Raw genomic sequence first — 18,879 nt, forward strand, 5'->3', positions numbered from 1 at the left:
GGTGTCGGTGGTTGATCCGTTGGCGGTGGCGTTGAGCCTGCTGGAGGACTATGCGCCCGGCGGCGATGTTCTAGCGTCGCCGGAAAGCTGGCCTCGCTGGTCGATTCTGCTGCCGCACGTGCTGACCGCCGTCGACCATCTGCCCTATGACGGCGGTGACGATCCCGATATGGCGCGGATCTGCTCTTTTCTCCTGGATCGCGCCGCGACGTTCCTGCAAGCCCAGGGCCGCTACGTGGATGCCCGACCGCTGTTCGAGCGGGCCCTGACCATCGGCGAAGCCGTACAAGGACCCGACCACCCGACCGTCGCCACCTATCTGAACAACCTCGCACTGATCCTGCAGGCCCTCGGAGACCCGGCAGCGGCACGACCACTGGCCGAACGAGCACTCACCATCGACGAAGCCGTACACGGACCCGACCACCCGACCGTCGCCACCAATCTGAACAACCTCGCACTGATCCTCCGGGACCTCGGAGAGTCGGAGGCGGCACGACCACTGGCCGAACGAGCACTCACCATCCACGAGACAGCCCACGGACCCGACCACCCGACGGTCGCCACCAATCTGAACAACCTCGCACTGATCCTCCGGGACCTCGGAGAGTCGGAGGCAGCACGACCACTGGCCGAACGAGCACTCACCATCGGCGAAGCCGTATACGGACCCGACCACCCGACCGTCGCCATCCGGCTCAACAACCTCGCACTGATCCTGCAGGACCTCGGCGACCCGGCAGCGGCACGACCACTGGCCGAACGAGCACTCACCATCGACGAAGCGGTATACGAACCCGACCACCCGACCGTCGCCATCGATCTGAACAACCTCGCACAGATCCTGCAGGACCTCGGAGACTCGGAGGCGGCACGACCACTGGCCGAACGAGCACTCACCATCCACCATGGAGCAGGTCCTAATCGACGGCGCTCGGAGGAGACGGACCGGTGAACCCACCCGACACCGCTACCCTCGCCTACTGGAGCGAGCATCGCGAGCAGTTGCGGCAGTCCGAGAATCAGCGTGCGATCCTCACGAACTACCTGCTGGCCATCACGGCCGCACTCAGCGGTCTCATCGCGCAACAGAAGTTCGCCATCACGACCCTGCCCCTGTCGATTCTCATCGCGCTGTCGGGTCTGTTCGGCGCGGTAGCGGCCGCCAAGTACCACGAGCGGGCCGAATACCACCTCCAGCAGGCGCGTGCCCTGACCCGGGCGCTCAAGGACCGCGGCGCGCTGGCAGACAGCGACGACCTGATACGGGAATACCGGGAAGCGCACTACCAGCAACACCCCCGCCTGCACCGAGTGCGGTTGCACGACCTCTGGATCGCAATCCACTGCGGAATTACTGCCTACGGAGTCGGCCTGATTATCACTACCCTCGCTTAGTGGTCGGATTCCCAACACTGGCGACGGTTGGTGGGCGAGTGGATTGATCGATGGGGGTGTCGGTGGTTGATCCGTTGGCGGTGGCGTTGAGCCTGTTGGAGGACTATGCGCCGGGCGGCGATGTTCTAGCGTCGCCGGGAAGCTGGCCTCGCTGGTCGATTCTGCTGCCGCACGTGCTGACTGCCGTCGACCATGTGCCTCATGGCGGTGGTAGCGATCCTGATATGGCGCGGAGCTGCTCCTTCCTCCTGGATCGCGCCGCGACGTTCCTGCAGGCCCAGGGCCGCTACGTCGAGGCCCGACCGCTGTTCGAGCGGGCGCTGACCATCGACGAAGCCGTCCACGGACCCGACCACCCAACCACCGCCAGCCGGCTGAACAACCTCGCACTGATCCTGCAGGCCCTCGGAGACCCGGCGGCGGCACGACCACTGGCCGAACGAGCACTCACCATCGACGAAGCAGCCCACGGACCCGACCACCCGACCGTCGCGATCGATCTGAACAACCTCGCGATGATCCTGCAGGACCTCGGAGACCCGGCGGCGGCACGACCACTAGCCGAACGAGCACTCACCATCGACGAAGCAGCCCACGGACCCGACCACCCGACCGTCGCCATCGGTCTGAACAACCTCGCGATGATCCTGCGGGACCTTGGGGACCCGGCGGCGGCACGACCACTAGCCGAACGAGCACTCACCATCCACGAAGCCGTACACGGACCAGACCACCCGCACATCGCCATCGGGCTCAACAACCTCGCGATGATCCTGCGGGACCTGGGAGAGCCTGGTGGCGACACGGCCGTTAGCTGAAGGGGATGACCTGGTACGACCCGGCAGGCCGACCCTGCCTGGGCATTCGATCCAGATCTTGGACAGTTCCCGTTAGCGAGGAACGGAAATTGTCCAAGATCTCGCATCCCCATCTCAGCCTTTGAACAGGTGCTCACTGGGCGGGAGGGGCGAGGGGCGGACACAACGGATCCCGGGTGCTGCCCGCCCGTTTACGCATCAGCCTTGCCTGGATCCGTCAGGGCACCCGGCCGAATCCTCACATTGAGGGTTTCCATATCGAAGCTTGAGGAAGGGGCACTGGCCCGCGTCTCGCTGCACCGTGCCGGACCTCTCCCAGGCGGTCTAGTGGAAGAAGTGGCGGGTGCCGGTGAGGTACATGGTGACGCCGGCCTGCTTGCAGGCGGCGATCACTTCCTCGTCGCGGATCGAGCCGCCGGGCTGCACGATCGCCCGGACACCGGCGTCGATGAGGATCTGCGGTCCGTCGGCGAACGGGAAGAACGCGTCCGAGGCGGCCACCGCACCCCGCGCCCGGTCGGCGCCGGCCCGGCTCACCGCGAGGCGGGCCGAGTCGACCCGGTTGACCTGCCCCATCCCGACGCCGACGGTCGCGCCGTCGTGGGCGAGCAGGATCGCGTTGCTCTTCACCGCGCGTACCGCCCGCCAGGCGAAGGCCAGGTCGGCCAGGGTCGCCGGGTCGGCCGCCTCGCCGGTGGCCAGCCGCCAGGTGGTCGGGTCGTCGCCCTCGGCGTCGATCGCGTCGCGCAACTGCACCAGTACGCCGCCGGTGACCTGCCGCCACTCGGCCGGGCGCGGCCGGAAGCCGGGCGCGCGCAGCAGCCGGATGTTCTTCTTGGCCTGGAGCACCTCCGCCGCGCCGGGCTCGTAACCGGGGGCCACCACGACCTCGGTGAAGATCTCGGCGATCTGCCCGGCCAGCTCGACCGAGACCGGCCGGTTGACGGCGATGACCCCGCCGAAAGCGGAGACCGGGTCGCAGGCGTGCGCCTTGCGGTGCGCCTCCGCCACGTCCGCGCCGACCGCGATGCCGCACGGGTTGGCGTGCTTGATGATGGCCACCGCCGGCTGGTCGGCGAAGTCGTTCGCGGCCCGCCAGGCGGCGTCCGCGTCGACGTAGTTGTTGTAGGACATCTCCTTGCCGTGCAGCTGCTCCGCCTGTGCCAGCCCGGCCGGCCCCGCCGGGTCGGTGTAGAGGGCGGCCGCCTGGTGCGGGTTCTCGCCGTAGCGAAGCACCGACTGCCGTCGCAACGCCAGGCCGGCGAACGCGGGCCAGCCGTCGGCGTCCGGCGCGACCGACGCGGCGAACCATTCGGCGACGGCCACGTCGTACTCGGCGATGTCGGCGAACGCGCGGGCCGCCAGCGCCCGACGCTGCGCCAGGGTGAAGCCGCCACCGTCGAGGGCGGCCAACAGCATCGGGTACGCGCCCGGATCGGTCACCACCGCCACCGAGGCGTGGTTCTTGGCGGCCGCCCGGACCATCGCCGGGCCACCGATGTCGATCTGCTCGACGCACTCGTCCTGGCTCGCCCCGGAGGCCACGGTGTCCTGGAACGGGTACAGGTTGGACACCAGCAGGTCGATCCCCGCGATGCGGTGCTCGTCGAGCTGGGCGGTGTGCGCGTCCTTGCGCAGGTCGGCCAGGAGCCCGCCGTGGATGGCCGGGTGCAGCGTCTTCACCCGTCCGTCGAGGATCTCCGGGAAGCCGGTCACCTGCTCCACCGGGGTCACCGGCACCCCGGCGGCGGAGATCGTCGACGCCGTGCTGCCGGTGGAGACGATCTCCACACCGGCGGCGTGCAACGCCTTGGCCAGCTCGGCCAGGCCGGTCTTGTCGTAGACGCTGACCAGTGCCCGCCGGATCGGGCGGAGCCCGTCCTGGATGGAACTCACGGAACCGTGACCTTTCTTCCGGTGATCGTCCAACCTTCACGGACCAGCCGACCCACCTGCTCGACGAGTTGGCTCCGCTCGGCTTCCTTGATGCGCTCGGTGAGCGTGTCGACGTCGTCATCGTCGCGTACCGGCACCGCCACCTGCGCCACGATCGGGCCGGTGTCCATCCCGGCGTCGACGAAGAAGAGCGTCGCGCCGGTCACCTTGACCCCGTAGGCGAGGGCGTCGCGCGGGCCGTGGATGCCGGGAAACGCCGGCAACAGGGTGTTGTGCGTGTTCAGGTAGCGGTCGCCGAAGGCGGCGAGGAAGGCGGGGCCGACCAGTTTCAGGAACCCGGCCGAGATGACCAGGTCGGGTCGATGTTCGGCCACCCGTGCGGTGAGCGCCGCGTCCCACCGCTCGCGATCGGGGTGATCCTTGACCCGCTCGACGAAGGTCGGCACACCCGCGGCCACGGCCCGGTCCAGGCCCGCGATCCCGTCGCGGTCCGCCCCCACGGCGACCACCCGCGCCCCGTACGCCGGATCAGCGGTCGCGTCCAGCAGGGCCTGCAGGTTGCTCCCGGAACCGGAGACGAGCACGACGAGGCGGGCGGGCTGGGTCACCGGCACACCCTATCCGGCCGCCGGCCGGCGCCCATCCGCTGGGCGGCACGGTGTCGCATGACTGTCGTACTGGCCCGGACCGGGTACGCTGCCGGTCGCTTGGGACCGGCGCGTGTCCGGCCCACACCCGTCAGCGAACAACCGTGAGGAGCACGTCGTCATGCAGCCCGAATACCCGTCGCAGCCGCAGCAGCCGGTCGACAACAACATGACAATGTCGATCGTCGCCATCTTCCTGTTCTGGCCGCTGGCCATTCCGGCGATCATCAACGCCTCGAAGGTCAACCCGCTGCTCCAGCAGGGTGACTACGCCGGCGCCCAGGCCGCGGCGGCCGAGTCGAAGAAGTGGTCCAAGTGGGCCCTGATCGTCGGCATCGCCTGGCTCGCGATCGTCCTGGTGTGCTGCCTGGGCGGCGGCCTGCTGGGCGCGCTGAACGGCAACAACGCCAGCGGTTACTGAGCGTCGGATGCAGCCCGGTCACCCCGGTCAGGACCCGTACGGCCAGCAGCCGCCGTCCGGGGACCCGACCGCACCGCCGCCAGCCAATCCGTACGCCCCGCCACCGGCCAATCCGTACGCGCCGCCACCGGCCAACCCGTACGCCCCGCCGGCCGACCCGTACGGTCAGCAACCTCCGGCCGACCCCTACGGTCAGCAGCCCCCGGTCGACCCGTACGGCCAGCAGCCCCCGGCTCCGGGTCAGCCGCCGGCCTCGCCCGCGCCCTACGACCCGTACGCGCCCCCGGCCGGGCCGCCGGCCACCGGGCAGCCGCCTGCCTACGGGCAACCGGCCTACGGACAGCCTGCCTACGGGCAGCCGGCGTACGGGCAGCCGGGCTACGGGCAGCCGGGCTACGGGCAGGGCTACGCCGACCCGTACGCCCCTCAGCCGTACGGCGGCACGCCGATGTACCCGAACGCGGGCTTCACCGGTATGCAGGGACAGCAGAACACCCTCGGCCTGGTCGCGATGATCCTCGGTATCGCGTCCATCCCGCTGAGTTGCTGCTACCTCGGCATCCCACTGGGGCTGGCCGCGCTCGTCACCGGCTGGCTGGGTAAGCAGAAGGCCGACCAGGGATTGGCCGGCAACTCCGGGCAGGCACTCGCCGGCCTGATCTGCGGCGCGGTCGGGGTGGTGCTGGGTCTGCTCCAACTGGTGGGGCTGGCGGTGAACTTCGGCTCCCTCTATTCCTGATCAGCCCACCCACGTCGAGGGGCGTCCCGGAGCTTCCGGGACGCCCCTCGCTCCTCCGAGGCCGGTCAATCGCCAAGCACGGCCCCGCCTGCCGAAGTCCGCCCCCTCGGGCGCCCCAACGCGCGGAGACCGCAACAACAGGGAAGTTGTCCCCTCCCGACGCCCCGAGACGACAACAACAGGGAAGTTGCAGCCTCGCTCGGCGAAACGCGAGGCAGGGACGAAAGCTGCCGCCGGGACGCGCGGAGACCGCAACTACAGGGAAGTTGTCCCCTCCGGACGCGCCGACACGACAACAACAGGGAAGTTGCGGCCTCGCTCGGGGATGTGCGAGGCAGCGGCGACAGCTGCCGCTCCGGCGGGCGGGGAGGACGGCAATGCGGTCTCGCTCGGGAGCGAGAGGCGGGGGCGGCTGCGAAGGAGGGAACCTCAGGTTGCGAGGCGGGTCAGCCAGCGGGTGGCGGCGGCGCCGAGCAGCGCGCCGCCGCTGGTGACCAGGAACGCCGCCAGGGCCACCTGCCAGCCGACCGGTCCGACCTCCGCCAGCCGGCCGGCGCCGAGCGGCCCGCCGGAAGCCTCCGCGGCGATGCCCAGCAACAGGCCGGCCACCGGGCCGGTGAGCGCGGCCGGCACGAGCAGCCGCCGCCACGGCAGTGCCGCCCGCTCGGCGACGGCCAGCCGCAGCAGCCGACGCGCGAGCAACCAGCCGGTGGCCATCCCCACCAGGACGGGCAGCGCGAGCACGGTGACCGCGCCGAGCCCGTCGACCGGCCCGCCGGGCAGGCCGGCGAACAGGGGCAAGGCCGGTAGCGCACCGACCGAGACCTCGCTGGTGCGTACCGCCGTGTCGGTGCCGACCGCGAAGCCGGGGCCGAGCAGATAGCTGGTCGACCAGACGCTGACGTTGGGCGCGTACGCGAGGCTCACCAGGGTGATGCCGGCCTGTCCGGCCACGCCGGTGCGGTAGGCGCCGATCAGGTCAGCCGCGTCACCACCACCGGTCGCCACGGCCAGGCCCGCCACCGCGGCCCCCGCACCGAGGAGCACCAGGGCTGCCACCAGGCCGGCGCGCACGCCCTCACGCAGCGGCACCGGCGCCTGCAGGGCGAGAACCTCGGCCATCCCGGTGGTCCGGGCGGCTCCCACCCCGGCCGCGAGAGCGCCGATCGCCAACAGGGTCAGCCCGGCACGCACCGGCGACACGCCCGGCCCGCCGGCTTTCACCAGCACCGCGGCGAGCGCGCCCAGCAACGCGTACGCGACACCGACAGCCGTCGCGGCGGCGAGCGTAGGGCCCGGCGACCGGCTGCCACGGGCACCGATCGCGCGACTCACATGCACCCCGGCCCGGGTGAGCCGCCACACCGTCAGCGCGGTGACCGCGAGCGGAGCCAGCCCCAGCGGACCGTTGGCCGTGGTCAGCGGCACCCCGTGCCCGAGCAGCCAGCCCGCCGCCCCCGCCCGCACGGCGTCGAGCAGGCTGCCGGCACCCTCGCTAAGCTGGAACAACCAGAGCACCAGCGCCACCGGGAGCCAGGACGTGACGGCGGCCCAGCCGGCAGCCACCAGTGCGGCTACCGCGAGTGGCGCACGGCTGCGGCCCGGTGGTGCCGCCCGCGCAGCGGGCACCCGGCGCGGAGGGCCGGCTCGACCCGGCGGCCGGGCGCCGGCTCCACGGGGCTCGGTGGCCCGGCGAGGCTGGTCAGGGGTGACAAAGGACATCGGCTCTACTCTGGCATGCCGTGCCGACGTCGGCTGCCCGACACCCGCCCCGGCCCCGCCGTTCGATACCGTGAAACGCCCTCGAGACGGCACCAGTTCGCCTGATCCGGTGTGGGCGAGCAACCGCTCCTCTAGCCTCGGCACAGGGGCCGTGACCCAACTCGCGGCAGCATGTGACTGGAAGGGGAGTCGTGAACGCTCCGTATCCACCGCCCCCGCCGCCGCCCGCCGGCCGGGACCGGACGACCCTCTGGGGCGTGCTGGGCATCGTGACCGGTGTGCTCTGCTGCGGCATCCTGGGTATCGTCTTCGGCTGGTTGTCGATCCGCGACGCGCGACGGTACCGGCAGTCGCCGGTGCTCGGTTACGTGGCCATCGCGCTGGGCGTGCTGAACATCGTGGTCAGCCTGATCCTCCGGGCGACCGGGAACTACCCGTACTGGAACCGCTGAGGGGCCGACCTTTCGGTCGGCCCCTCAGCGACCGTACGGACGGTCTCTGGCGCGTCTTCGGCTCAGCCGGCGGACATGATCTCCCGCATGAGCTTGGCCGTCTCGGTCGGCGTCTTGCCGACCTTGACTCCGACGGCCTCCAGGGCCGCCTTCTTCGCGTCGGCGGTGCCCGCCGACCCGGAGATGATCGCACCGGCGTGCCCCATGGTCTTGCCGGGCGGAGCGGTGAAACCGGCGATGTACCCGACCACCGGCTTGCTGACGTTGGCCTTGATGAACTCCGCGGCCCGCTCCTCGGCGTCGCCGCCGATTTCACCGATCATGACGATGGCGTCGGTGTCCGGGTCGGCTTCGAACGCGGCCAGGGCGTCGATGTGGGTCGTCCCGATGATCGGGTCGCCGCCGATGCCCACGCAGGTCGAGAAGCCGATGTCGCGCAGCTCGTACATCATCTGGTAGGTCAGCGTGCCGCTCTTGCTGACCAGGCCGATCCGGCCGGTGCCGGTGATGTCGGCCGGGATGATGCCGGCGTTGGAGGCACCCGGGGAGGCGATGCCGGGGCAGTTCGGCCCGATGATCCGGGTCCGCTCACCCTTGGCCACGTTGTACGCCCAGAAGGCGGCGGTGTCGTGCACCGGCACGCCCTCGGTGATCACCACGGCCAGCGGGATTCCGGCGTCGATCGCCTCGATGACCGCGCCCTTGGTGAACTGCGGCGGCACGAAGATGACGGTCACGTCCGCGCCGGTGTCCTTCATCGCGTCGGCGACGCTCGCGAAGACCGGCAGCTCGGCGCCGTCGAAGTCGACGGTGGTGCCCGCCTTGCGCGGGTTGACCCCACCGACGACGGTGGTGCCGGCGGCGAGCATCCGCCGGGTGTGCTTGGAACCCTCGGAACCGGTCATCCCCTGGACGATGACCTTCGAGTCCTTGGTCAGCCAGATAGCCATGTGTCAGACCCCCGCAGCCGCCAGCTCGGCGGCCCGCTCGGCCGCGCCGTCCATGGTGTCGACCCGCTCGATCAGCGGGTTGTTGGCGCCGTCCAGGATCGCCCGCCCGGCCTCGGCGTTGTTGCCGTCCAGCCGGACGACCAGCGGCTTGGTGACCCGCTCGCCCCGCTGCTCCAGCAGCTCCAGCGCCTGCACGATGCCGTTGGCCACGGCGTCGCAGGCGGTGATGCCGCCGAAGACGTTGACGAAGACGCTCTTGACCGACGGGTCGGAGAGCACGATCTCCAGACCGTTCGCCATGACGGCGGCGCTCGCGCCACCACCGATGTCGAGGAAGTTGGCGGGCTTCACGTTGCCGTGCCGCTCGCCGGCGTAGGCGACCACGTCGAGCGTGGACATGACCAGGCCCGCGCCGTTGCCGATGATGCCCACCTCACCGTCGAGCTTGACGTAGTTGAGGTCCTTCTCCTTGGCGGCCTGCTCCAGGGGGTCCACCGTCGCCTGGTCGACCAGCGCCTCGTGGTCGGGGTGCCGGAAGCCGGCGTTCTCGTCCAGCGAGACCTTCGCGTCCAGCAGCAGCAGCTTGCCCTCGGCGGTCTTGGCCAGCGGGTTCACCTCGACCAGGGTGGCGTCCTCGGCGACGAACGCCCGCCACAGGCCCACCGCTACGTCGACGACCTGGTCGGCGACCTCGGCCGGGAACCCGGCCGCCTCGACGATCTCCCGCGCCTTCGCCTCGTCCACGCCCTCGACGGCGTCGATCGGAGCCTTGACGACCTTCTCCGGGGTCTCGGCGGCGACCTGCTCGATGTCCATACCGCCGGCGACGCTGGCGATGCAGAGGAACGTGCGGTTCGCCCGGTCGAGCAGGTACGAGAAGTAGTACTCCTCGGCCACGTCCGCGGTCACCGTGATCATGACCTTGTGGACCGTGTGACCCTTGATGTCCATGCCGAGGATGTCGGTGGCGCGGGCCACCGTCTCCTCCGCGCCCTCGGCCAGCTTGACGCCGCCCGCCTTGCCTCGTCCGCCGACCTTCACCTGCGCCTTGACGACCACCCGGCCGCCGAGGCGTTCGGCGATCGCGCGGGCCTCCTCCGGGGTCGTGGCGACGCCGCCGGCGAGCACGGGAAGCCCGTGCCGCTCGAACAGGTCCCGCCCCTGGTACTCGTACAGGTCCACGATTGCGCGTCCCGTCCCGTCTCCGCGGCGCACCGTCGCGCCGCCACCAGCGTATGGAAAGAAAACAGTGTGATGCCCGACATCAGTTGAAGTTGACTCAGGCCGTCGAACCCTCTCCGCCGCGACCGCACACCGCAGCCGGCCTGGTGGTCCCCCGGACCGCCAGGAGATGTCGGAAAGGGTTCATTGGGCGCAGCCTAGCGATGCCGGCACGTCCGGCAACCGAGCGGGTGCGCGGTGTGCGGTAATGCACAGCCCGGACCGACACCGCGTCACCGACGGGCACGTCACGGCGTCGGTGGGCCACGGACGTCACCCGTTCGAGCGATCTTGCCTGGGCGTCCACGCATCTCGGCCGTCCCGCGTAACCGGACCGCAGGGACGTCGTTGAGTCAGGTGTCGGAGCGCTGGAAAGCGCGAGGACGGAAACGGCCGATGCCCTGTCGGTCGAGGGGTGGCGGCGGGGCATCGTGCATAGAGGGGCCGGACGTGTGAGGGGTGCGTCCGGCCCCTCCCCTGTGCTCAGGCCACCGGCTGGGCGACGTTCTCCCGAACCCACTCCACGATGGACTGGGTGGTGGCGCCCGGGGTGAAGATCTTGGCCACGCCGAGCCGCTCCAGTTCCGGCAGGTCGGCCTCCGGGATGATGCCGCCGCCGAAGACCACGATGTCCCGGGCCTCCCGCTCGTCGAGCAGTTCGAGAACCCGCCGGAACAACGTCATGTGCGCCCCGGAGAGCACCGAGAGACCCACGGCGTCGGCGTCCTCCTGGATCGCGGTCTCCACGATCTGCTCGGGAGTCTGGTGCAGGCCGGTGTAGATGACCTCCATGCCGGCGTCACGAAGGGCGCGCGCCACCACCTTGGCGCCACGGTCGTGGCCGTCCAGGCCCGGCTTGGCGACGACGACCCGAACACGAGAGCTCATCTGGGCATCCCTTTCACCGGCTCCGCGGCAATCACCTGAACGAACGGTAACCCGCCCGGACGGGACCGGGAAACCGGGGCCGCCCAGGTGGCGCGGCGACCGTGCCGGGTCGCTGCTCCGGGCGGGTGTCCCCGACGCGCCACCCGGCCAGCCCTGCCATCTCACCGGGCCGCGACCGCGACCTCACGCAGAGGCACGACCGACGTAGCGGGCGTCAAGCGGGACGACTCCGCCGTTCGGTCACGGTCTGCGACGAACGGACGATAACGGGGACAGGCCGTCGCACCCTAGAGCCGTGACAATCTCGGACGGAAAGGGACAGAACGTTGCAACTAATTCGGCGCTCCGGCTTGTGACAGGCCTGACGGTTGGCTACCGTGTCCACGGTTGTCATCAGGTCTACGGACGGGTGACGACGCGAACAGTCGACGCACGGTCGCCAGATCCGGACGACGGCTGATCCGCATCGGAACCCCGACAACGGAGGGTATGCGTGCGCCAGCGCCTGTCGTCTGAGCCCGATCGATATCGCGGCCGCCGCCGCGTACCCACCCCCCCACGCAGCCGCTACGCAGCGGTAGTCACCACCGCCTTCGTCGGTGCCGGAATGGTGGCGCTGGGCGCCAGCGCGATGCCGGACGCCAAGGACGTCAGCCCGTCGGTGCTCGACGAGCTGAAGCAGGCGTCGATCAGCAGCCAGGGCGTGGCGGAGCGCGCCGACGCCGCCGAGCGCGCCTCCCGGGACGGCCGCGACGCCCCCGCCGAGAGCGCCGCCGACTCCGGCGTGTGGCTGCTCCCCCTGCAGGGCTACGACTTCAATTCCCCGTACGGCATGCGGTGGGGCAAGCTGCACACCGGCGTCGACCTGGTGGCACCCGAGGGAACCCCGTACGTCGCCATCCACGAGGGAACCGTCACCAAGGCCGGCTGGTTCGGCGGCTACGGAAACGCGGTCATCGTCCAGCACGCCGACGGTAGCGAGGCCATCTACGGCCACTCCTCCGCGCTCAGCGTCCGCGAGGGGCAGCAGGTCAAGGCCGGTGACCAGCTCGGCCTGGTCGGCAACACCGGCCACTCCTACGGCTCCCACCTGCACCTGGAGATCCATGTCAAGGGCGAGCCACTCGACCCGGTGCCGTGGCTGCAGGAGCGCGGAGTGGACATCAAGCTACAAGTCGAGGCAATCTACAGCGAGGTAGCCGCGTCCTGACCGGCCGTGACGCCCGTTGACCGCCCGGATCGATCGATCCGGGCGGTTTCATGTCCAGGGCTGCGGATCGAAGTGTCCCAGCCCACAGCGCAGATTGTGACCGGCGACACAGCTCTCGACCGGATCTCCAACGGGCAGCCGGGGACAGCGACGCACAGAACCTGACAGCGGGGCCCGTGCTCCCGCCGTCCGCTCACACCCCCGGTACCCGGCGTCGTCCGGACCGACACCAGGATTTCGAGGTCACGTACCACTCGAACCAGTGAGGTCCGTACCCGTGCAGGACGACAGCCCCACCCCGACCCGCAGGATCCCCCACGCCCCGGCCCGCCACCGGCGACGCCTCGGCCGGCGCTCCCGTCTCCTGGCCGTCGGAGCGGTCGTCATGGTGGGGGTAGCCGTCGCGGGTGCCGTGGTGACCGACCGCGACGACCAGCCGACCACCAGCCCGGTCGCCCTGGACGCCCAGGCCCGGGCCGAAGCCGCCGAGCGGGCCGACCGGTCGGCCCGGGAACCCGCCACGCTGGACAGCGCGACACCTGGTCCGTCGGCGAGCCCGACTCCGACCGTGAGCCCCACAGCGAAGCCCAGCCCGAAGCCGAAGGCCAGCCGGACCGCCACCGCGACGGCGAAGCCGACGAAGAGCGCGAAGCCGAAGCCGTCCTGGGTGATCCCGATGGCCGGCGCCGCCATCACCTCGTGCTACGGACCCCGGTGGGGCACCCTGCACGCCGGCATCGACTTCGCCATGCCCGCCGGTACTCCGGTCCGCGCCGCCTTCGGTGGCACGGTGACGAAGGCCGGCGACGTCGGCGACGGGTACGGCATCTCCGTGGTCATCGACCACGGCAACGGCTACCTCACCCACTACGCGCACCTGAGCACGGCCAGGGTGGGCGTCGGCGAGAAGGTCGACACCGGGCAGACCATCGGCCTGGAGGGCTCCACCGGTGACTCCACGGGCCCGCACCTGCACTTCGAGGTGCACCAGGGCCAGATGTGGAACCAGATCGACCCCGCGCCGTTCCTGCGCGCCCGGGGCATCGACGTGGCCTGCTGACCCGTGTGCATGCGGCCCGGCGCATCGGGGATGCGCCGGGCCGGCAGCGGTCAGATCTTCTCGATGGGGGCGTGCCGCAGCACCAGCCACAGCGTCTGGTCGCCGAAGTCGATCTGTGCCCGGGCACCCGGGCCGTGCCCCTCCACGGCCACCACCCGGCCGAGGCCGTACCGCTGGTGGTTGACCCGGTCCCCGGCGGTGACCTTCGGCCCCTGCGGTAGCTCGCTCGCGGTGGCCAGCCGGCTGCCGTCCACTCCGAGCCTGCGGGCCAGCTGCTGCGCCCGGGGGGTGCCGCCGGCGAAGCCGCCGCGCCCGCCGGTGGCCCGCTCCGCGCGGCCGCCCACGCCGCCACCACCGCCGCCCCACGAGGTGTACGAGCCTTCGGTCCGCTCCCAGCGGACCAGCTCGGGCGGCAGCTCCTCGACGAACCGCGACGGGGGGTTGTAGGACGGCTGGCCCCACGCCGAACGGGTCACCGCCCGCGAGAGGTAGAGCCGCTGCCGGGCCCGGGTGATGCCGACGTAGGCCAGCCGCCGCTCCTCCTCCAGCTCCCGGGTGTCACCCAGCGAGCGCAGGTGTGGGAAGACCCCGTCCTCCAGACCGGTCAGGAACACCACCGGGAACTCCAGGCCCTTGGCCGTGTGCAGCGTCATCAGGGTGACCACGCCCTGGTGCTCGGGGTCATCGGTGGGCACCTGATCGGCGTCGGCGACGAGCGCGACCTGCTCCAGGAAACCGGCGAGAGTGGCCCGCTCCCCCTCCGCACCGGTCGCCTCGATCCGCTCGGTGTACTCGCGGGCGACGCTGACCAGCTCCTGGAGGTTGTCGACGCGCCCCGCGTCCTGCGGGTCGAGGCTCTCCTCCAGCTCGGTCAGATAGCCGGAGCGGGTCAGCACCGCCTCCAGCACCTCCTCGGGAGTGCCGTCGACGGCCAGCTCACGGGCGGAGTCGAGCAGCGCGACGAACTCGGCGATGCCGTTCGCAGCCCGCGTCGAGATGCCCGGAGCGTCGCCGGCCCGCCGCAGCGCGGCGCCGAAGGAGATCCGGTCCCGGCTCGCCAACGCCTCCACGCACGCCTCGGCACGGTCGCCGATGCCCCGGCGTGGGGTGTTGAGGATCCGGCGCAGGCTGACCGTGTCGTCGTCGTTGACCACCGAACGCAGGTAGGCCAGCGCGTCCCGGACCTCCTTGCGCTCGTAGAAGCGCACCCCGCCGACGACCTTGTACGGCAGGCCGACGCGGATGAACACCTCCTCGAAGACCCGGGACTGGGCGTTGGTGCGGTAAAAGACCGCCACGTCGCCGGGACGGGTGTCACCGGCGTCGACCAGACGGTCGATCTCCCGAGCCACCCAGTCCGCCTCGGCGTGCTCGGTGTCGGCGACGTACGCGACGATCGGCTCACCCGCACCGGCGTCGCTCCACAGTCGCTTCGGCTTACGGGAGGTGTTGCGGTCGATCACCGCGTTCGCGGCGTTCAGGATGGTCTGGGTGGAGCGGTAGTTCTGCTCCAGCAGGATGGTGCGGGCGTCGGTGAAGTCGCGCTCGAACTCCAGGATGTTGCGGATCGTCGCGCCCCGGAAGGCGTAGATGGACTGGTCCGCGTCGCCGACCACGCACAGCTCCGCCGGATCGAGGCCGTCGGTGCCGGAGACCAACTCCTTGATCAGGACGTACTGCGCGTGGTTGGTGTCCTGGTACTCGTCGACCAGGACGTGCCGGAACCGGCGACGGTAGCTCTCCGCGACGTGCGGATGCGACTGGAACAGGTGCACCGTCGTCATGATCAGATCATCGAAGTCGAGTGCGTGTGCCTCGCGTAGCCGCCGCTGATAGAGGGCGTACGCCTCGGCGAGGGCGCGCTCGTTGGGGCCGTTCGCCCGTCCGGCGAAGGTCTCCGGGTCGACCAGCTCGTTCTTCAGATTCGAGACCTGGGCGGCCAGGCCGCGTGCCGGATAACGCTTCGGATCGAGGTCCAGCTCGCGGGCGACGAGCTGCATGAGCCGGCGGGAGTCGTCGGCATCGTAGATCGAGAAGGTGGACTTCAGGCCGGCGTGCTCGTGCTCGGCACGCAGGATCCGCACACAGGCGGAGTGGAACGTGGAGACCCACATCAGCCGGGCCCGCGGACCGACCAGCGCGGTCACCCGGTCCTTCATCTCGCCGGCGGCCTTGTTGGTGAAGGTGATCGCGATGATCTCGCCGGGGTGCACGTCCCGCGCGGCGAGCAGGTACGCGATCCGGTGGGTCAGCACCCGGGTCTTGCCGGAGCCGGCGCCAGCCACGATCAGCAGCGGCGAGCCCGCATGGGTGACCGCGTCCCGCTGGGGACCGTTGAGCCCCTCCACCAGCTGCGCCGGGTCGAGACGGCCGGGCACGGGCCGATGGGGCGGCAGCGCCCGGGCAGGCTCGGGATCGGGCGGGGACGCGGGGATGTCGAAGAGAGGATGCATCGCACGGCGAGTCTATGCCGCCGGCCGGACAGGACCGGACCACGGCACCCACCGCCCGGATGTAAGGAAGGGCCCCTTGTTAACGCCTGCGGTAGAGGAAGGGCCCCTTGTTAACGCCTTTCCTTGCGCACCAACCGGCGGGGCGGCATACTCGACAGCGTGTTCGACCAGCGCTTCTACTTTTACTACGGCACCGGGAGTCCGGCAGCCGTAGGTCGCGCCTGATCGATCAGACCTACGAAAAGCCCCGGGCTCTCGGAGCCCGGGGCTTTTCGTGTCCCGGGATCCGGGCACCGGGCACCACATCGCGAGAGGTACCCGAAGATGACAGACGTGATGGAGCAGAACGGCGGCGCCGACAGGTCCGGCACGATCTCGAACGGCGCCGGTCCGACCGGGCCCGCAGCAGGCACCCCGGCGACCGGCACCGCCGAGCCGGACGCCGCCGCCCGAATCGCCGAGATCCGGGTACGGATCGACGAGATCGACCGGACGCTGGTCGAGCTGTGGCAGGAACGGGCCGCGCTCTCGCGGGAGGTCGGTGCGACCCGGATGGCGTCGGGCGGTACCCGGCTGGTCCTCTCCCGCGAGCAGGAGATCCTGGAGCGTTTCCGGGCGGCCCTCGGCGCCGACGGAACCCAGCTCGCCCTGCTGCTGCTGCGGGCCGGTCGCGGTCCACTCTGACCGCCGGCACGCCCGCGCGCACGGGTCGGGCGGCGGGCGAACGCGCCGGTCACGCCGACCGCCCGCTCGACGGGGGTCCGCCGGGGGGACGGGATGTGGACCGGGGCGCCGGCTGCTGGTGACGGCCGACGCCCCGAGTCACTGAGGAGGCACTACCTTCACCGCCGCTCCCGGTACGGATGGTCGGGAGCCGACGGCGTCTCTGGGGCTACTCCGTCGCGTGCACCACGTCGCGTACCTCGGCGAAGTGGCAGGCGCTCGGGTGGCCCGACTTGTCGCGGATCTGCAGCAGCGGCTCCTGCTCGGCGCAGATGTCCTGGGCCTTCCAGCAGCGGGTGCGGAACCGGCAGCCCGACGGCGGGTTGGCCGGCGACGGCACGTCGCCGGTCAGCACGATCTGGTCCCGGTGCCCGCGCAGCTTCGGGTCCGGCACCGGCACCGCCGACAGCAGCGCCTGGGTGTACGGGTGCGTCGGCTTGTCGTAGATCTCGTCCTCGGTGCCGATCTCAATGATCTTGCCGAGGTACATCACCGCGACCCGGTCGGCGATGTGCCGGACCACCGACAGGTCGTGGGCGATGAAGATGTACGACAGACCCAGCTCGTTCTGGAGCTTCTCCAGCAGGTTGATGACCTGCGCCTGGATGGAGACGTCCAGCGCCGAGACCGGCTCGTCGCAGAGGATGATCTCCGGATTGAGCGCCAGCGCCCGGGCGATGCCGATGCGCTGCCGCTGGCCACCGGAGAACTGGTGCGGATAGCGGTTGATGTGGTCCGGGTTGAGACCGACCAGTTCCAGGAGTTCCTGCACCTTGCCCCGCCGGCCGCCCTTGGGCACCACGTCCGGGTGCACCTCGAACGGCTCGCCGATGATGTCACCGACGGTCATCCGAGGGTTGAGGGAGGTGTACGGGTCCTGCATCACCAGCTGGATGTTGCGCCGGCCCCGACGCCGTTCCTCGGCGCCGACCTCGGACATGTTCCGGCCCTGGACGAACAGGTCGCCGGAGGTCGGCGTCTCCAGCCCGACCAGCAGCCGGGCCAGGGTCGACTTGCCGCAGCCGGACTCACCGACGACGCCGAGCGTCTCACCGCGACGCAGCTGCAGGCTGACTCCGTCGACCGCCTGGACCGCACCGTACTGCTTCTTGAAGACGATGCCCCGGGTCAGCGGGAAGTGCTTGACCAGGTCCCGGGTCTCGAGCACCACGTCACTCATCGCCCTTGACCTCCTTCCAGAAGTGGCAGGCAGCCGTCCGGCTCGGCGACACCTGGTACAGCGGCGGCGCCGGATCCTTCCGGCAGACCTCCTGCGCGTACCGGCACCGGGGGTTGAAGGCGCAACCCGGCGGGATGTTCGTCAGCGCCGGCGGCAACCCCTTGATGGCGCTCAGCTCCTGGCCCTTGAGGTCCAGGCGCGGAATCGACTCCAGCAGGCCCTTGGTGTACGGGTGGGCCGGGGTGGCGTAGATGTCCTCCACACCGGCTTCCTCGATGACCCGGCCGGCGTACATGACCGAGATGCGGTCCGCGACGTCGGCCACCACACCCATGTCGTGGGTGATCAGCACCAGGCCCATGTTCCGCTCGCGCTGCAACTCCGCCAGCAGCGTCATGATCTGCGCCTGCACGGTCACGTCCAGCGCGGTGGTCGGCTCGTCCGCGATCAGCACCTCGGGGTCGAGCGCCAACGCCATGGCGATCATGACGCGCTGCCGCATACCGCCCGAGAACTGGTGCGGATAGTCGTTGACCCGCTGCTTGGCTGCCGGGATCTTGACCAGGTCCAGCAGCTCGACGGCGCGAGCCTTGGCGTCCTGGCGGGACATGCCCCGATGCTTACGGAACAGCTCGGCGAGCTGGAACCCGACGGTGAAGACCGGGTTCAGCGCGGAGAGCGCGTCCTGGAAGATCATCGCGATCCGGTTCGCCCGCACCTTGCGGCGCTCCGACTCCGGCAGCTTGAGCAGGTCCACACCCCGGTAGAGGACCTGCCCGCCAGTGACGAAGCCGGGCGGGGTGTCCAGGATGCCCATGATCGCCTGAGCGGTCACGCTCTTGCCGCAGCCGGACTCACCGAGGATCGCCCGGGTCTCGCCGGCCCGCAGGTCGAAGCTCACCCCGTTGACGGCGTGTGCGATGCCGTTACGAGTGCGGAACTCCACGTGCAGATCCTTGACCTGCAACGGCAGCGCGTTCGGGTCGACACCCGCCAGCGCGTCCATCTTGACGTTCACATCAGTGCTCATGCCGGCACCTCGCTCCACTCCGTGCCGCCATGAGGCACGACCACCTGTGCTGATGACTCGCTCGCTGAGAC

The 18,879-nt window shown here is 70.5% G+C and carries 18 protein-coding genes; 9 read left to right on the forward strand and 9 right to left on the reverse strand.

Going from position 1 to position 18,879, the window contains the following annotated elements:
- Positions 1 to 7: 7 nt before the first annotated feature.
- The 3 genes from SM447_RS21805 to SM447_RS21815 are packed head-to-tail and all read left to right on the forward strand — an operon-like array spanning position 8 to position 2,216.
- Positions 8 to 955: a tetratricopeptide repeat protein gene (locus tag SM447_RS21805; protein ID WP_474574686.1), complete on the forward strand. Its 948-nt coding sequence runs from the start codon at positions 8 to 10 to the stop codon at positions 953 to 955.
- Positions 952 to 1,398 carry a hypothetical protein gene (locus tag SM447_RS21810; RefSeq protein ID WP_474574687.1) on the forward strand — a complete coding sequence of 149 codons (447 nt, stop codon included), beginning with the start codon at positions 952 to 954 and terminating at the stop codon, positions 1,396 to 1,398. Before SM447_RS21805 ends, SM447_RS21810 begins: the two co-directional genes overlap by 4 nt.
- 50 nt (positions 1,399 to 1,448) lie before the next feature.
- On the forward strand, positions 1,449 to 2,216 hold the full coding sequence (locus tag SM447_RS21815) for a tetratricopeptide repeat protein (RefSeq protein ID WP_474574688.1): 768 nt from the start codon (positions 1,449 to 1,451) through the stop codon (positions 2,214 to 2,216).
- A gap of 324 nt (positions 2,217 to 2,540) precedes the next feature.
- On the opposite strand, the gene purH is transcribed toward SM447_RS21815, so the two are convergent.
- Together purH and purN are read right to left on the reverse strand one after the other, a co-directional pair.
- Positions 2,541 to 4,112, reverse strand: a complete 1,572-nt coding sequence (gene purH, locus SM447_RS21820) for a bifunctional phosphoribosylaminoimidazolecarboxamide formyltransferase/IMP cyclohydrolase (RefSeq protein ID WP_474574689.1) — start codon at positions 4,110 to 4,112, stop codon at positions 2,541 to 2,543.
- Positions 4,109 to 4,726: a phosphoribosylglycinamide formyltransferase gene (gene purN / locus SM447_RS21825; protein ID WP_474574690.1), complete on the reverse strand. Its 618-nt coding sequence runs from the start codon at positions 4,724 to 4,726 to the stop codon at positions 4,109 to 4,111. Before purN ends, purH begins: the two co-directional genes overlap by 4 nt.
- Positions 4,727 to 4,880: 154 nt before the next feature.
- On the opposite strand from purN, the gene SM447_RS21830 reads away from it, so the two are divergent.
- Positions 4,881 to 5,180 (forward strand): CD225/dispanin family protein, encoded by a 300-nt coding sequence (locus SM447_RS21830; RefSeq protein WP_474574691.1) that lies wholly within the window; start codon positions 4,881 to 4,883, stop codon positions 5,178 to 5,180.
- Between the two features lie 7 nt (positions 5,181 to 5,187).
- Positions 5,188 to 5,919, forward strand: a complete 732-nt coding sequence (locus tag SM447_RS21835) for a DUF4190 domain-containing protein (protein ID WP_474574692.1) — start codon at positions 5,188 to 5,190, stop codon at positions 5,917 to 5,919.
- 429 nt (positions 5,920 to 6,348) lie between these two features.
- Here the strand turns inward: SM447_RS21835 and SM447_RS21840 are convergent, their stop codons facing one another.
- Complete coding sequence (locus tag SM447_RS21840) at positions 6,349 to 7,641, reverse strand: cell division protein PerM (protein ID WP_474574693.1); 1,293 nt, start codon at positions 7,639 to 7,641, stop codon at positions 6,349 to 6,351.
- Positions 7,642 to 7,832: 191 nt separating this feature from the next.
- On the opposite strand from SM447_RS21840, the gene SM447_RS21845 reads away from it, so the two are divergent.
- Positions 7,833 to 8,093 (forward strand): DUF4190 domain-containing protein, encoded by a 261-nt coding sequence (locus SM447_RS21845; RefSeq protein WP_474574694.1) that lies wholly within the window; start codon positions 7,833 to 7,835, stop codon positions 8,091 to 8,093.
- A 62-nt stretch (positions 8,094 to 8,155) separates the two neighbouring features.
- On the opposite strand, the gene sucD is transcribed toward SM447_RS21845, so the two are convergent.
- The 3 genes from sucD to SM447_RS21860 all read right to left on the reverse strand — a co-directional run bounded on the left by sucD (position 8,156) and on the right by SM447_RS21860 (position 11,152).
- Positions 8,156 to 9,043 carry a succinate--CoA ligase subunit alpha gene (gene sucD / locus SM447_RS21850; protein ID WP_474574695.1) on the reverse strand — a complete coding sequence of 296 codons (888 nt, stop codon included), beginning with the start codon at positions 9,041 to 9,043 and terminating at the stop codon, positions 8,156 to 8,158.
- A 3-nt stretch (positions 9,044 to 9,046) separates the two neighbouring features.
- On the reverse strand, positions 9,047 to 10,225 hold the full coding sequence (gene sucC / locus SM447_RS21855) for an ADP-forming succinate--CoA ligase subunit beta (protein ID WP_474574696.1): 1,179 nt from the start codon (positions 10,223 to 10,225) through the stop codon (positions 9,047 to 9,049).
- 522 nt (positions 10,226 to 10,747) lie between these two features.
- Positions 10,748 to 11,152 (reverse strand): cobalamin B12-binding domain-containing protein, encoded by a 405-nt coding sequence (locus SM447_RS21860; protein WP_474574697.1) that lies wholly within the window; start codon positions 11,150 to 11,152, stop codon positions 10,748 to 10,750.
- 493 nt (positions 11,153 to 11,645) lie between these two features.
- Here SM447_RS21860 and SM447_RS21865 point away from each other — a divergent pair, with 493 nt between their 5' ends.
- Together SM447_RS21865 and SM447_RS21870 are read left to right on the forward strand one after the other, a co-directional pair.
- Entirely contained in the window at positions 11,646 to 12,362 is a 717-nt protein-coding gene (locus SM447_RS21865; RefSeq protein ID WP_474574698.1) for a M23 family metallopeptidase, read from the forward strand.
- A 277-nt stretch (positions 12,363 to 12,639) separates the two neighbouring features.
- Complete coding sequence (locus tag SM447_RS21870) at positions 12,640 to 13,422, forward strand: M23 family metallopeptidase (RefSeq protein WP_474574750.1); 783 nt, start codon at positions 12,640 to 12,642, stop codon at positions 13,420 to 13,422.
- Positions 13,423 to 13,472: 50 nt separating this feature from the next.
- Here the strand turns inward: SM447_RS21870 and pcrA are convergent, their stop codons facing one another.
- Positions 13,473 to 15,875, reverse strand: coding sequence for a DNA helicase PcrA (gene pcrA, locus SM447_RS21875; protein WP_474574699.1), 2,403 nt, complete (start codon positions 15,873 to 15,875; stop codon positions 13,473 to 13,475).
- A 324-nt stretch (positions 15,876 to 16,199) separates the two neighbouring features.
- Here pcrA and SM447_RS21880 point away from each other — a divergent pair, with 324 nt between their 5' ends.
- Positions 16,200 to 16,559, forward strand: coding sequence for a chorismate mutase (locus SM447_RS21880; RefSeq protein WP_474574700.1), 360 nt, complete (start codon positions 16,200 to 16,202; stop codon positions 16,557 to 16,559).
- A gap of 208 nt (positions 16,560 to 16,767) precedes the next feature.
- Here SM447_RS21880 and SM447_RS21885 read toward each other — a convergent pair whose 3' ends face one another.
- Together SM447_RS21885 and SM447_RS21890 are read right to left on the reverse strand one after the other, a co-directional pair.
- Entirely contained in the window at positions 16,768 to 17,778 is a 1,011-nt protein-coding gene (locus SM447_RS21885; protein WP_474574701.1) for an ABC transporter ATP-binding protein, read from the reverse strand.
- Positions 17,771 to 18,808, reverse strand: coding sequence for an ABC transporter ATP-binding protein (locus SM447_RS21890; RefSeq protein ID WP_474574702.1), 1,038 nt, complete (start codon positions 18,806 to 18,808; stop codon positions 17,771 to 17,773). Before SM447_RS21890 ends, SM447_RS21885 begins: the two co-directional genes overlap by 8 nt.
- Positions 18,809 to 18,879 lie beyond the last annotated feature (71 nt).

The sequence above is a fragment of the Micromonospora aridisoli genome (assembly GCF_056150025.1).

Excerpts from the sequence above, each read along its gene's own strand:
- SM447_RS21815 (WP_474574688.1), top strand. The coding sequence starts at position 1,449 with ATGGGGGTGTCGGTGGTTGATCCGTTGGCGGTGGCGTTGAGCCTGTTG.
- SM447_RS21830 (WP_474574691.1), top strand. The coding sequence starts at position 4,881 with ATGCAGCCCGAATACCCGTCGCAGCCGCAGCAGCCGGTCGACAACAAC.
- SM447_RS21835 (WP_474574692.1), top strand. The coding sequence starts at position 5,188 with ATGCAGCCCGGTCACCCCGGTCAGGACCCGTACGGCCAGCAGCCGCCG.
- SM447_RS21840 (WP_474574693.1), bottom strand. The coding sequence starts at position 7,641 with ATGTCCTTTGTCACCCCTGACCAGCCTCGCCGGGCCACCGAGCCCCGT.
- sucD (WP_474574695.1), bottom strand. The coding sequence starts at position 9,043 with ATGGCTATCTGGCTGACCAAGGACTCGAAGGTCATCGTCCAGGGGATG.
- SM447_RS21860 (WP_474574697.1), bottom strand. The coding sequence starts at position 11,152 with ATGAGCTCTCGTGTTCGGGTCGTCGTCGCCAAGCCGGGCCTGGACGGC.
- pcrA (WP_474574699.1), bottom strand. The coding sequence starts at position 15,875 with ATGCATCCTCTCTTCGACATCCCCGCGTCCCCGCCCGATCCCGAGCCT.
- SM447_RS21880 (WP_474574700.1), top strand. The coding sequence starts at position 16,200 with ATGACAGACGTGATGGAGCAGAACGGCGGCGCCGACAGGTCCGGCACG.
- SM447_RS21885 (WP_474574701.1), bottom strand. The coding sequence starts at position 17,778 with ATGAGTGACGTGGTGCTCGAGACCCGGGACCTGGTCAAGCACTTCCCG.
- SM447_RS21890 (WP_474574702.1), bottom strand. The coding sequence starts at position 18,808 with ATGAGCACTGATGTGAACGTCAAGATGGACGCGCTGGCGGGTGTCGAC.